The sequence below is a fragment of the Streptomyces sp. NPDC043996 genome (genome assembly GCF_056435225.1).
The window spans coordinates 183,603-195,234 of the sequence record NZ_JBWKEY010000013.1 but is presented as its reverse complement, the minus strand read 5'-3'; the positions used below and the strand labels follow the sequence as shown (position 1 = coordinate 195,234).

10 protein-coding genes are annotated in these 11,632 nt (G+C 74.3%); 6 read left to right on the top strand and 4 right to left on the bottom strand.

Going from position 1 to position 11,632, the window contains the following annotated elements; all coding sequences use genetic code 11:
- The first annotated feature begins 225 nt into the window (after positions 1-225).
- Together AC07A4_RS30645 and AC07A4_RS30640 are read left to right on the top strand one after the other, a co-directional pair.
- Complete coding sequence (locus AC07A4_RS30645) at positions 226-1,413, top strand: lipid-transfer protein (protein WP_478604779.1); 1,188 nt, start codon at positions 226-228, stop codon at positions 1,411-1,413.
- Between the two features lie 120 nt (positions 1,414-1,533).
- The gene (locus AC07A4_RS30640) at positions 1,534-2,976 is read left to right on the top strand and encodes an MFS transporter (protein ID WP_478604777.1); all 1,443 of its coding nucleotides are present in this window, start codon (positions 1,534-1,536) and stop codon (positions 2,974-2,976) included.
- Positions 2,977-3,257: 281 nt separating this feature from the next.
- On the opposite strand, the gene AC07A4_RS30635 is transcribed toward AC07A4_RS30640, so the two are convergent.
- The gene (locus tag AC07A4_RS30635) at positions 3,258-3,863 is read right to left on the bottom strand and encodes a response regulator transcription factor (RefSeq protein ID WP_478604775.1); all 606 of its coding nucleotides are present in this window, start codon (positions 3,861-3,863) and stop codon (positions 3,258-3,260) included.
- Positions 3,860-5,077, bottom strand: coding sequence for a sensor histidine kinase (locus tag AC07A4_RS30630; protein WP_478604773.1), 1,218 nt, complete (start codon positions 5,075-5,077; stop codon positions 3,860-3,862). Before AC07A4_RS30630 ends, AC07A4_RS30635 begins: the two co-directional genes overlap by 4 nt.
- A 370-nt stretch (positions 5,078-5,447) precedes the next feature.
- On the opposite strand from AC07A4_RS30630, the gene AC07A4_RS30625 reads away from it, so the two are divergent.
- From AC07A4_RS30625 to AC07A4_RS30615, 3 genes are all read left to right on the top strand, one after another.
- Positions 5,448-6,302, top strand: coding sequence for a MaoC/PaaZ C-terminal domain-containing protein (locus tag AC07A4_RS30625; RefSeq protein WP_478604772.1), 855 nt, complete (start codon positions 5,448-5,450; stop codon positions 6,300-6,302).
- Between the two features lie 64 nt (positions 6,303-6,366).
- Entirely contained in the window at positions 6,367-7,443 is a 1,077-nt protein-coding gene (locus tag AC07A4_RS30620; protein WP_478604769.1) for a Zn-dependent alcohol dehydrogenase, read from the top strand.
- Between the two features lie 35 nt (positions 7,444-7,478).
- On the top strand, positions 7,479-8,426 hold the full coding sequence (locus AC07A4_RS30615) for a 3-oxoacyl-ACP reductase (protein WP_478604767.1): 948 nt from the start codon (positions 7,479-7,481) through the stop codon (positions 8,424-8,426).
- Between the two features lie 53 nt (positions 8,427-8,479).
- Here the strand turns inward: AC07A4_RS30615 and AC07A4_RS30610 are convergent, their stop codons facing one another.
- Complete coding sequence (locus AC07A4_RS30610) at positions 8,480-8,689, bottom strand: hypothetical protein (RefSeq protein ID WP_478604764.1); 210 nt, start codon at positions 8,687-8,689, stop codon at positions 8,480-8,482.
- 44 nt (positions 8,690-8,733) lie between these two features.
- Positions 8,734-10,281 carry a hypothetical protein gene (locus AC07A4_RS30605; RefSeq protein WP_478604762.1) on the bottom strand — a complete coding sequence of 516 codons (1,548 nt, stop codon included), beginning with the start codon at positions 10,279-10,281 and terminating at the stop codon, positions 8,734-8,736.
- A 228-nt stretch (positions 10,282-10,509) separates the two neighbouring features.
- On the opposite strand from AC07A4_RS30605, the gene AC07A4_RS30600 reads away from it, so the two are divergent.
- Positions 10,510-11,589, top strand: a complete 1,080-nt coding sequence (locus AC07A4_RS30600; RefSeq protein WP_478604760.1) for an ABC transporter substrate-binding protein — start codon at positions 10,510-10,512, stop codon at positions 11,587-11,589.
- Positions 11,590-11,632 lie beyond the last annotated feature (43 nt).

The window sequence follows — 11,632 nt, the reverse complement described above, 5'->3', positions numbered from 1 at the left end:
CGCAGGTACATGCAGGATGAACCTGTTACCCCGGGCGACTATTCCGACACTCGTCGAACTAGGGGAACTCTTGACCGTCCATTGACCGCCCCTGTAGGCGGTGTTGGCTATCGGCGTACGCGCCAGCGGCTCCCGCCGCCCGGGTGGCCGGGGCCGCCCTTCCGCCCCACTGAAACGTGTTCTATTCTTCCGCCCTCTTACCGGCCACCGCCTGGGGAGGCGTGGATGAAGGCGTACGTCGTCGGCGTCGGCATGACGAACTTCGAGAAGCCAGAGACCAGGGACTGGCAGTACTGGGACATGGCGAGGGAGGCGGGCACCGGCGCGCTCGCCGACGCCGGGATCGCCTACGCCGACGTCGAGCAGGTGGCGGCGGGCTACTGCTTCCAGGCCTCCACGGCGGGCCAGCGCGCGGCGTACGAACTCGGCCTGACCGGAGTGCCGGTCTACAACGTCAACAACAACTGCGCCACGGGCTCGACGGCGCTGATGCTGGCCCGCCAGCTCGTCGAGGGCGGCGCCAGCGACTGCGTCCTCGCCCTCGGCTTCGAGAAGATGAAGCGCGGCTCCCTGGGCACGGGCGGCGACGGCGGCGACTTCAGCGCGTCCCCGGTGGCCCGCCACTACGGCGTCATGGCCGCCCGCCACGGCTTCGTGGCCGCCCCGCCCACCGCCCAGATCTTCGGCAACGCGGCCCGCGAGCACATGGAGCGCCACGGCACGACCCCCGAGCAGCTCGCGGCCGTGGCCGTGAAGAACCACCGCCACTCAACGCGCAACCCCCGCGCCCAGTTCCGCGACGCGTACACGGTGGCGGAGGTCCTCGCCGCCAAGACCGTCCACGCCCCGCTCACCCGGCTCCAGTGCTCCCCGACATCCGACGGCGCGGCGGCCGCGGTCGTGGCCAGCGAGCGCTTCGTAGCCCGGCACGGCCTGGCGGGCCGGGCGGTGGAGATCCTCGCCCAGGCCATGACGACGGACACCGAGGCCTCCTTCGCCGCCGGGTCCTGCGTGGACGCCGTGGGCCTGCCGATGTCCCGCGCCGCCGCGCGCCAGGTGTACGAGGCGTCCGGCGTGCCCATCACCGACGTCGACGTCATCGAGCTGCACGACTGCTTCTCCATCAACGAGCTGATCACCTACGAGGCGCTCGGCCTGTGCGCCGAGGGCGAGTCCGGCAAGCTCGCCGAGTCCGGCGCGACGACGTACGGCGGCCGCTGGGTGGTGAACCCCTCCGGCGGCCTGATCTCCAAGGGCCACCCGCTCGGCGCCACCGGCATCGCCCAAGTCGCCGAGCTGACCTGGCAGTTGCGGGGCGAGGCCAGGGACCGCCAGGTCCCCGGCGCCCGCATCGGGCTCGCCCACAACATCGGGCTCGGCGGCGCGGCGGTGGTGACGCTCCTCGGCGCCTGAGACTCCCGGGCGCCAGGTCCCGCACCTCGCCCCATGACCTTCGGCCTAGGACCAACGCCCTACACCCCGCCCCCTTTATTCCGATGTACGGGCCACCAGCCCGCTGCCAGCATGGAGGCCATGCTGCGAACCCCCGTCGACGCCCCGATATCCCGTCGCGCCGCCGCGCCCACCTGGCTGGTCGTGGCCGCCGCCTGCGCCGGTCAGTTCCTCGTCGTCCTCGACGTGTCCGTCGTGAACGTGGCGCTGCCGTCCATGCGGAGCGACCTCGGCCTGAGCACGACGGGGCTCCAGTGGGTCGTCAACGCCTACTCCATCGCCTTCGCCGGGTTCATGCTGCTCGGCGGGCGCGCGGGCGACATCTTCGGGCGCAAGCGGATGTTCCTGGTGGGGCTCGGCCTGTTCACGCTGGCCTCCCTCGCCGGGGGACTCGCGCAGGAGGGCTGGCAGCTGCTCGCGGCCCGCGCCGTGCAGGGGCTCGGCGCCGCCGTCCTCGCGCCGTCCACGCTGACCATCCTCACCTCGGCGGTGCCCGAGGGGCCCGCGCGGGTACGGGCCATCGCCACCTGGTCGGCCGTCGGCGCCGGGGGCGGCGCGGCGGGCGGTCTGGTCGGCGGCGTGCTCACCGACGGCCTGTCCTGGCGCTGGGTGCTCCTGGTGAACGTGCCCGTCGGCGTCCTCGTCCTCGGCGCGGCCCTGCGCTGGATCAGCGAGAGCCGCGCGGACGGCGCCCGCCGTCTCGACGTGCCGGGCGCGGTCCTCGTCACCGGCGGCATCGCCACCCTCGCCTACGGCATCGTCCAGACCGAGGTGGAGGGCTGGGGCGCCGCGGCCACCCTCGTGCCCCTCGCCGCCGGGCTCGCCCTGATCGGGGCGTTCCTCGCCGTCGAGGCCCGCGCCAAGGCGCCCCTCATGCCCCTGAAGCTGTTCCGGGTGCGGTCGGTCTCGGCGGCCAACGCCACCATGTTCGTCTGCGGCATGGGCCTGTTCGCGATGTGGTTCTTCATGACCCTGTACGCGCAGAACGTCCTCGGCTACACCCCGCTGGAGGCCGGGCTCGCCCTCATCCCCAGCTCGGTGAGCGTCGTCGTGGGCTCCAAGGCGGCGCCGCGCCTGATGCGGGTCGCCGGGGCGCGCACGGTCACCGTCATCGGCGTCCTGACCGCCGCCGTCGGCTTCGCCTGGCAGTGGCGGATGCTCGCCGACGACGGCGCCCACGGCGCGTACGTCACCTCGATCATGCTGCCGGGCATCCTCATGATGCTCGGCGCCGGACTCGCGGGCACCCCCCTCGCCTCCCTGGCCACCAGCGGCGCCGACCCCGGCGACGCGGGCCTGGTTGCCGGACTCATCAACACGTCCCGCACCATGGGCGGCTCCCTGGGCCTGGCCGTCCTCTCCACCATCGCCGCCGCCCGCACCGACCACCGCCCCGGCCCCACCGCCCTGGCCGAGGGCTACGCGACGGCGTTCCTCTGGGGAGCGGCCTTCCTCGTGACGGCGGTCCTGGTGGTACTCCTGTGGATGCCCCGCAACCCGAATTCCAGCCCGTCCGGCTCTTGAGAACGGGTGCTCGGCGACGATCTAGCCTGTCCGGCTCTTGAGAACGGGTGTTCAGCGACGATCTAGCCTGTCGGGCGTTTGAGAACGGATGCTCGGCGACGATCCAGCCTGTCCGGCTCTCGAGAACGGGCGCTCAGCGACGATCCAGCCCGTCCGGCGCTTGAGGACGAGCGCGCAGCGCGAAGATTCAGCCCGTCCGGCGTTTGAGGACGAGGCCGAAGGCCGATAGCGGGGGTCTGGGGGCGCAGCCCCCGGCGGGCCCACCTCACCCCTGGTGAAGGCTAAAGCCAGCCCTGGCGGCGCGCCTCGCGCACGGCCTCCATCCGATTCCGCGCCCCCGTCTTCCCAATGGCCGCCGACAGATAGTTCCGCACGGTGGACTCCGACAGGAACAGCGCCGCCGCCACATCCGCGACCGTCGCCCCGTCCGCCGCGGCCCGCAGTGCCTCCGCCTCCCGGGGAGTCAGCGGGTTCGGCCCGGCGCTCAGGGCCGCCGCGGCGAGCGCGGGATCGATGACGGTCTCACCCCGCAGCACCTGCCGGATCGCCTCCGCGAGCTCCTCCACGGGCCCGTCCTTGACGAGGAACCCCGCCGCGCCCGCCTCCATCGCGCGCCGCAGATACCCGGGCCGCCCGAAGGTGGTGAGGATCAGGACCCGGCAGTCGGGGCACTCCGCGCGCAGCTCTGCGGCCGCCTCCAGACCGCTGCGGCCCGGCAGCTCGATGTCGAGCAGGGCCACGTCCGGGCGGGCGGTCAGCGCGGTGTCCACGATCCGGTCGCCCGCCGCGACCTGCGCGACGACCTCGATGTCCCGCTCCATGCCGAGCAGCAGCGCGAGCGCGCCGCGCATCATGCCCTGGTCCTCGGCGAGGAGGACTCTGATCATGCGGTGTGCTCCTTCGCCCCCGCGGGCGCGGGCTCGGTCTCCGTCGTCGGCAGCACCGCGGTGACCCGGAAGCCGCCGCGTGGCGTCGGCCCGCTGTCCAGGGAGCCGCCCGCCGCCGCGATCCGTTCGGCCAGGCCCTTCAGCCCGCTGCCGGGCGGGGTCGAGCCTACGCCGCGGCCGTCGTCGGTGATCACCAGACGGGTCTGTTCGGCGGTGCCGGTCACCTCGATCACGCAGCGGCTCGCCCGCGCGTGCCGGACGACGTTCGTGACGGCCTCGCGCACCACCCAGCCGAGCAGCGCCGCGGGCTGCGGGGCCGGTGACGGGCCCGACTGGCGCACCGCCGTCTCCACCCCGGCGGCGTCAAGGAGGTCCCGCACCCGGTCGAGCTCGGTGGCCAGCGAGGCCTCGCGGTAGCCCGTGACGGCCTCGCGGATCTCCGTGAGCGCCTGCCTGCCGACCGTCTCGATGTCCGCGACCTGGCCCAGGGCCGCGTCCAGATCGCGGGGCGCGAGGCGGCGCGCGGCCTCCGACTTCACCACGATCACCGACAGGGTGTGCCCGAGCAGGTCGTGCAGGTCCCGGGAGAAGCGAAGGCGCTCCTCCGCCACCGCGCGCCGCGCCAGCTCCTCGCGCGCGGCCCGCAGTTCGCGCACGGCCTCGGCAAGGGACAGGATCGCCGCCGTCACCATCGTCGACAGGAACGTCCCGTACGCGATGGTGAGCCCGCCCCAGCCGTCCCACCGGCCGGCGACCGCGCCCGCGACGGCGCTCAGGACCAGGCCCGTCGGGCCGAGGCGGCGGCCCCGCACGACGGCGCCGACGGCGAGGCCGAACAGCGGGAAGAGCATGAGCCAGCCGCCGCCGTACCCCGCCGCGAGCCCGAGGGTGAGCGCCCCCATCGCGGCAAGCGCGGCGAGCGTGGCCCGCGCCTCGCGCTTGTCCTTGTCGAAGGCCCGGAACGCCACCGCGACGTAGAGCGAGTTGAAGACGAACAGGCCGACGGCGCCGATCCACGGGTCGGGCGTCTTGCCCTGGACCAGATGGGAGACCGCGCCCAGGCCCATGAGCAGCCAGGGCAGCAGCGTGAAGCCGTTCGGCGGGCCGGGGTAGGCGAGCCCGTCCCGCCGGTGCTCGCACCGCTGCTCGCGCCACCTGGCGCGGGCCTCGCGCACCGCGTGCGACCGGCGGCTGACGCCGCGCTTCCAGGACATGGGGTGCTCTCCGTTCGGCGGGACCGTGACCTCGTGGCCCTCGCGAGCCGTCCTTCGACGGTCTCATGGGCCGCCTTCGACGGTACGGAGCCGGGCCCGGCGGCGGCAGCCGCATCCGTACCCGATCGACCAGGACAAATGTCATGGGTGGCGGGCGTGGGGGCGGGCCGCGCTGTCAATCTGACGTACCGTCAGGACTCTTCCCAACTTCCGCGCGCTGGGCTATACAGGGATCCGCAGCCCGTAGAACGCGTTCTAGTACGCAGGTGGGAACGCGCCTCCGGGCCGCCCAGGACGACCCCGGTGCGGCTGACGGTGCGGACGGTCGTACCGGGGTCTCGTGCCGTACGCCGTGAGGAGCCGCGACCCCATGCCCATCGACGCAGCCAAGGCCCTGGCCGCCGAGCCCCGCAGCGCGGAGATCGCCTGGGACCGCAAGGACGTCCAGCTCTACCACCTCGGACTCGGCGCGGGCCGGCCCGCCACCGACCCGGACGAGCTGCGCTACACCCTCGAATCCCGGCTGCACGTGCTGCCCAGCTTCGCCACCGTCGCGGGCGCGGGCATGGGCGCCATGGGCGGTCTCGCCGCCCCCGGCATCGACGTGGACCTCGCCGCCGTCCTGCACGGCGCCCAGAGCCTCACCCCGCACCGCCCGATCCCGGTGACCGGCACGGCCACGCTGACCTCGCGGGTCGTCGCCGTCCACGACAAGGGCAAGGCCGCCGTGATCGTGCTGCGCGCCGAGGCCGCCGACGGCGACGGGCCGCTGTGGACGAGCGACGCGCAGATCTTCGTGCGCGGCGAGGGCGGCTTCGGCGGCGAGCGCGGCCCCTCCGCACGGCTCGACCCGCCGGAGCGCCCCTTCGACCGCACCGTCGAGCGCCCCGTCCGCGAGGACCAGGCGCTCCTCTACCGCCTCTCTGGCGACTGGAACCCCCTGCACGCCGACCCCGAGTTCGCCAAGCACGCCGGCTTCGACCGGCCCATCCTGCACGGCCTGTGCACGTACGGGATGACCCTCAAGGCGATCGTCGACACGGTCCTCGGCGGCGATGTGTCCCGGGTGCGCGGCTACCGCGCCCGCTTCGCCGGGATCGTCTTCCCCGGCGAGACCCTGCGCATCGGCACCTGGGAGTCCCCGGGCCGCGTCCAGGCGGTGGTGACGGCGGTGGAGCGCGAGGGCGCGCCGGTGCTCGCCGACACCGTCGTGGAGCACGACTGATGTACGTACCACTGGTGCACGACTGACACCCCCGTACCGCCGGTGTGAGAGGAGCCCTGCCGCCATGCGCGCAGCCGTACTGCACGAGACAGGACAGGACAAGCTCGACGTGCTCGACGACGTCGAGGCCGTGGGCTTCGGCCCCGGAAAGGTGCGCATCCGCGTCCGGGCCACGGGCCTGTGCCACTCCGACGTGTCCGCGATGAACGGGGTGCTGCCGCAGCCCGCCCCGTTCGTCCCCGGGCACGAGGGCGCGGGCGAGGTCATCGACGTCGGCGACGGCGTCACCCACGTCCAGCGGGGCGACCGGGTCCTGGTGTGCTGGCTCCCGGCGTGCGGGCAGTGCCCGGCCTGCGGGCGCGGGCAGACCGAGCTGTGCCTGGCCGGGTTCATGAACGCGGGCACGCCCAACTTCAAGCGCCCGCAAGGAGACGTCTTCGGCTTCGCGGGCACCGGCACGTTCGCCGAGGAGATCGTCGTCGACGCGCCCTGCGCCGTGCCCATCCCCGACGACGTGCCCTTCGACATCGCGGCGCTCATCGGCTGCGGCGTCACCACCGGCCTCGGCGCGGCCCTCAACACCGCCGACGTGAGCGCAGGGTCGTCCGTCGCGGTGATCGGCTGCGGCGGCGTCGGCGTCTCGGTGATCCAGGGCGCGCGGCTGCGGGGCGCGGCCCACATCGTGGCCGTCGACCCGGTCGAGGCGCGCCGCGAGGCGGCGCTGCGCTTCGGCGCCAGCGAGGCGGTCGCCCCCGAAGGCCTCGCCGACGCGAGCCAGCGCGCGACGGCGGGCGAGGGCTTCGACTACGTCTTCGAGGTCGTCGGCAAGTCCGCGACGGCCCGCGCCGCGTACGAGGCGACACGGCGCGGCGGCACGCTGTGCGTGGTCGGCGCGGGCGCCATGGACGACCAGGTCCAGTTCAACATGTTCGAGCTGTTCTTCGACGAGAAGCGCATCCTGCCCTCGCTGTACGGCGGCGGGGACGTGCGGCGGTCCTACGAGCGGGCGATCCGGCTGTGGCGGGCCGGACGCGTCGACCTCGCGGGCATGATCACGCACCGGGTGCGCCTCGGCGACATCAACGAGGCCCTGGAACAGATGCGCACCGGCGCGGCGCTGCGCACCTGCATAGAGATCTGACGCGAACCGTGACGGACCGTGAGGGGTTGTGAGGGATGGCCGTGCAGGTGCCGCTTGAGGGGCTTTCCGCCGTCGTCACCGGCGCGGGCCGGGGGCTCGGCCGGGCCGAGGCCCTCGAACTCGCCCGCCTCGGGGCGAGCGTCGTCGTCAACGACTTCGGGCAGCCGGGCCGCGACGGCTCCGGCGCGGCGTCCGCCGGGCCCGCCGAGGAGGTCGCCGCCGAGATCCGGGCGGCGGGCGGCAGGGCCGTCGCCCACACCGGGGACGTCGCGGACCACGAACAGGCCCGTGACCTGGTCCAGTTGGCCGTCGACGTGTACGGCAAGCTCGACATCCTGGTCAACAACGCGGGCATCCTGCGGGACCGGATGATCTTCTCGATGTCCGAGGACGAGTGGGACGCGGTGGTCCGCGTCCACCTCAAGGGGCACTTCAACACCACCCGGTTCGCGTCCGCGCACTGGCGCGAGCGCTCCAAGGCGGCGGGCGGCCCCGTGTACGGCCGGATCGTCAACACCTCGTCCGAGGCGTTCCTCGCCGGTTCGGCCGGGCAGCCCAACTACGCCGCGGCCAAGGGCGGTGTCGTCGGCCTGACCACGTCCACGGCGCTCGCGCTCGCCAAGTACGGCGTGACCGCCAACGTGATCTGCCCCCGGGCGCGGACGCGGATGACGGCCGACGTGTTCGCGGGCTTCGCCGAGCCCGCCGAGGGCGGCCTCGACCCGCTGGCCCCCGAGCACGTGGCCCCGCTGGTGGGCTATCTGGCCACACCGGCGGCGGGCCACGTCAACGGGCAGCTGCTCGTCGTGCACGGGGGCATCGTGGCGGTGGTGGAGCGGCCCCGGGTGGCCGCCACGTTCACGGCCGCCAAGGCCGCGTTCAGCGCGGCGGAGCTGGACGAGGCGCTGTCGCCGTACTTCGCCGGGCGGCCGCGCGGGGAGACGTTCGCGGCGGCGGAGGTCCTCGCGCTGAAGCGGGCGTGAGGCCACGCCCGCCCCAGCCGTCCCCGTGAGACGCTCCGCCCCGGACGCCCCGGCTAGCTGCCGGAGGCCTGCTTGCGGTGCCTGCCCCGGGGAGCCCCCTCCTCGTCGTGCGCGGCCACGGGCCCCCGGTGCCGCCCGTGTCCGGTGTCCTGGCCGCCGCCGGTGTAGCCGTCGGCGTAGGAGTCGGCGTAGGCGTAGGTGTCGGCGTACACGGTCGTCTCGTGCTGCTCCGGTACCGCGTCCGTGCTGGTGTCGGTCCTCATGAAACTCACCCCGTAATAAAGATCGTTCGTACAGGCGGGCGAGTCTAGCGGCCTGCCGGGCGCCCCCCGAGTGGTGCCTGTTGCAGGGGTACCGGACGGGTGACCCGGGGGGCGCCGCCCCGCCCCCCGGGCCGTTCGGCGCCGCGCGGCGCCCCACCCGGCGCGGCGGTCTCGGGTGCCCTGTGCGCTCCGGTCTCCCCGGCGCCCTTCTCGGCGCTCGGCTCGGTCTGTACGGCCTGCTCGGTCCGCTCGGTCCGTACGGCGTGCTCGGTCGGTACGGTCTGCTCGCTCGCCCGGGGCTTCGGCGGTGTTCCGGCGGCGGGGCGGGGCGCGGCCGCGGGCATCGCGACCCGTGCGACGCCGCACGGCACCACCGCGTCGGCGTACGGCAGCCTCAGCACGCCCTCGGGCGTCCAGCGGCCGACCCCGGCCAACCACCCCTGCGGCGGGGCGAGATGGTGGACCCGCCGGTCGGCGGGGCGCCAGGCGCACAGCCCGGGGCGACCCCCGTCGCTGTCGGCGTCGCTGTCGCCGTCGCCGTCGACGAGCAGGGCGACCGCGCACGCCTCCGGGGTGAGGACCTGGCCCGGCTGGATCGCGAACGGCGTGACCGGGCGCCCCGGCAGGCGCAGGCACTCGGGGAAGCGGACCGGGAGCGAACCGCCCAACACGCCCCAGCCGACGCGGGGTTCGCCGGGAGCGTCGGAGCGGATGAGGAGCAGCCCGCTGTCGGCGTCGGCGAGCAGCAGCCGGTCGTCGCTGGCGGCCGCGATCTGGAGCAGGGGCGTCACCTCGCCGCCGCGCTCCAGGTCCACCGCCACCGTCTTGGTCAGTCCTTCGAGTTCGCGGTCGAGGGCCAGCATGCGGTTCGTGCGGTCGAGCCAGACGCCGCCCGTGCAGCGGCCGGGGATCTCCGCGAGGTGCTCGGGGCCGAAGGAGCCGCCCGCCACCAGCCACACCGCCGTGGAGCGGTCGGTGGCCGCGAGGGCGTACGCGTGGGAGCCGCGCGGCGCGGGCGGCAGGAGCGTGAACTGCGCCTCGCCGCACTCCACTCCGCCGAGCTGCACCTCGCCGGTGCCGGGCCCGGTGGGGTAGACGAGCGCGAAGACATGGCGCCCGGCCGCCCGGCGGTGCACCAGGACGCGGCCGTCGGCCATGGGGTGCACGCCGGTGCCGGGCTCCTCGGGCTGGTGGCCGGGCAGCGGCACGGCGTACGGCTCGGGGGAGCCGAGCGTCCAGCGCTCGGGGTACCAGGAGCCGTGGGTGTGGGTGAGCCGGGCGGCGTAGGAGCCGTCGGCGGTGAGGACGAGCGGCGGGGCGACGGGGGCCGGGGCGGGGCGCGCGGCGCGGGGCGGGGCGGCCGCGGGGGCGGTCGGGGCCGCGGGTTCCGCCGGAGCCGCGGGTGCCGCTGGCTCTGCGGGCGCCACGGGCTCTGCGGGCTCCACGGGTTCCGCGGGGGCGGGCACCAGCACCGTCCCGCCGCCCGGCACCGCGACACGCCGGGTCGTCCGTCCGGAGCCGGGGGCCTTCGCGGGGCCGGGCGGCGGCGGGGGCGGGGGCACCGGTGAGGGTTCGGCCACAGGGGCTGTCATCTGGGGTCACCTCCGCTCGCGACGCTAGTTTTCGCACGTACTGGCGTGGCATCCGAGGCACGACGCTTCACGCGTACGTGTGGCGATGTCCCGATTCGCCTGAGAAGGCGGGGGTGAGTGTGCTCGATGGGGAGCGGCTAAGGTGAGGCATACCTAACTTTCACGGTCTGGTGTGCCTGGTGTGCCCGGTGCGCCCGGCACCCCCCCGCACGCCCCCTGGAGCACCCCATGTCCGTACGCCGCCGACGCCCCGCCCGCGGTACCGCCGCCGTCGCCCTCGCCGTGGCCGGGGCGCTCGCCCTGTCGGCCTGCGGCTCCGGCGGCGACGGTGAGAAGAAGGACGGCTCCGGCAGCGGCAGCAAGGCCGTCGCGCAGGGCGGCGAGGACTTCACCAAGGCCGCCGAGATGACCGCGAAGATGGGCACCACGGCCAAGCCGGGCCAGTTCCCGCGCACCATCGAGCACGCCAGGGGCGAGACCGAGCTGAAGCAGCGGCCGAAGCGCGTCGTCGTCCTGGACGTCGGCGAGCTGGACAACGTCGTCTCCCTCGGCGTCAAGCCCGTCGGCTACGCCCCCACCGAGGGCGACGACGGCGTCCCCGGCTACCTGAGGAAGGCCGCGGGCGACCCCAAGGACATCGGCACCATCAACGCCCTCAACCTGGAGGCGATCGCGGGCCTCAAGCCCGACCTGATCCTCGGCAGCGAGCTGCGCGCCGCCAAGCTCTACCCGCAGCTCTCCAAGATCGCCCCGACCGTGTTCTCCGTGCGCCCCGGCTTCACCTGGAAGGAGAACTACCTCCTCAACGCCGCCGCCCTGGACCGGACGGCCGAGGCCAAGGCCAAGCTCGGCGCGTACGAGAAGAAGGCGAAGGCCCTCGGCGAGGACATCGGCGCCAAGGCGGGCGAGGACGGCAAGGACGGCAAGGGTGCCAAGAAGCCGACCGTCACCATGCTGCGCTACATGCCGGACCGGATCCGGCTGTACGCGAAGGCCTCGTTCATCGGCACCATCCTCGCGGACGCGGGCCTGCCGCGCCCGAAGAACCAGCAGGTCAACGACCTCGCCACGGAGGTCAGCCCGGAGCGGATCGACGACGCCGACGCCGACTGGATCTTCACGGGCGTCTACGGCGACCCCAAGAAGACCGGCCGCGCGCAGGCCGAGGGGAACCCGCTGTGGAAGAAGCTCGACGCGGTCCGCAAGGGTCAGGCCAAGAACGTCCCGGACGAGACCTGGTACCTGGGCCTCGGCGTGACGGCGGCGGACTCGGTCCTGGACGACCTCAGGAAGCACCTCGTCAAGTAGCGGCGGCCGGTGGCCGGTGCGCGGGCGGCCCGGGGTCGCGCCC

Excerpts from the sequence above, each read along its gene's own strand:
- AC07A4_RS30625 (WP_478604772.1), top strand. The coding sequence starts at position 5,448 with ATGCCCATCGACGCAGCCAAGGCCCTGGCCGCCGAGCCCCGCAGCGCG.
- AC07A4_RS30610 (WP_478604764.1), bottom strand. The coding sequence starts at position 8,689 with ATGAGGACCGACACCAGCACGGACGCGGTACCGGAGCAGCACGAGACG.
- AC07A4_RS30640 (WP_478604777.1), top strand. The coding sequence starts at position 1,534 with ATGCTGCGAACCCCCGTCGACGCCCCGATATCCCGTCGCGCCGCCGCG.
- AC07A4_RS30620 (WP_478604769.1), top strand. The coding sequence starts at position 6,367 with ATGCGCGCAGCCGTACTGCACGAGACAGGACAGGACAAGCTCGACGTG.
- AC07A4_RS30645 (WP_478604779.1), top strand. The coding sequence starts at position 226 with ATGAAGGCGTACGTCGTCGGCGTCGGCATGACGAACTTCGAGAAGCCA.
- AC07A4_RS30605 (WP_478604762.1), bottom strand. The coding sequence starts at position 10,281 with ATGACAGCCCCTGTGGCCGAACCCTCACCGGTGCCCCCGCCCCCGCCG.
- AC07A4_RS30600 (WP_478604760.1), top strand. The coding sequence starts at position 10,510 with ATGTCCGTACGCCGCCGACGCCCCGCCCGCGGTACCGCCGCCGTCGCC.
- AC07A4_RS30635 (WP_478604775.1), bottom strand. The coding sequence starts at position 3,863 with ATGATCAGAGTCCTCCTCGCCGAGGACCAGGGCATGATGCGCGGCGCG.
- AC07A4_RS30630 (WP_478604773.1), bottom strand. The coding sequence starts at position 5,077 with ATGTCCTGGAAGCGCGGCGTCAGCCGCCGGTCGCACGCGGTGCGCGAG.
- AC07A4_RS30615 (WP_478604767.1), top strand. The coding sequence starts at position 7,479 with ATGGCCGTGCAGGTGCCGCTTGAGGGGCTTTCCGCCGTCGTCACCGGC.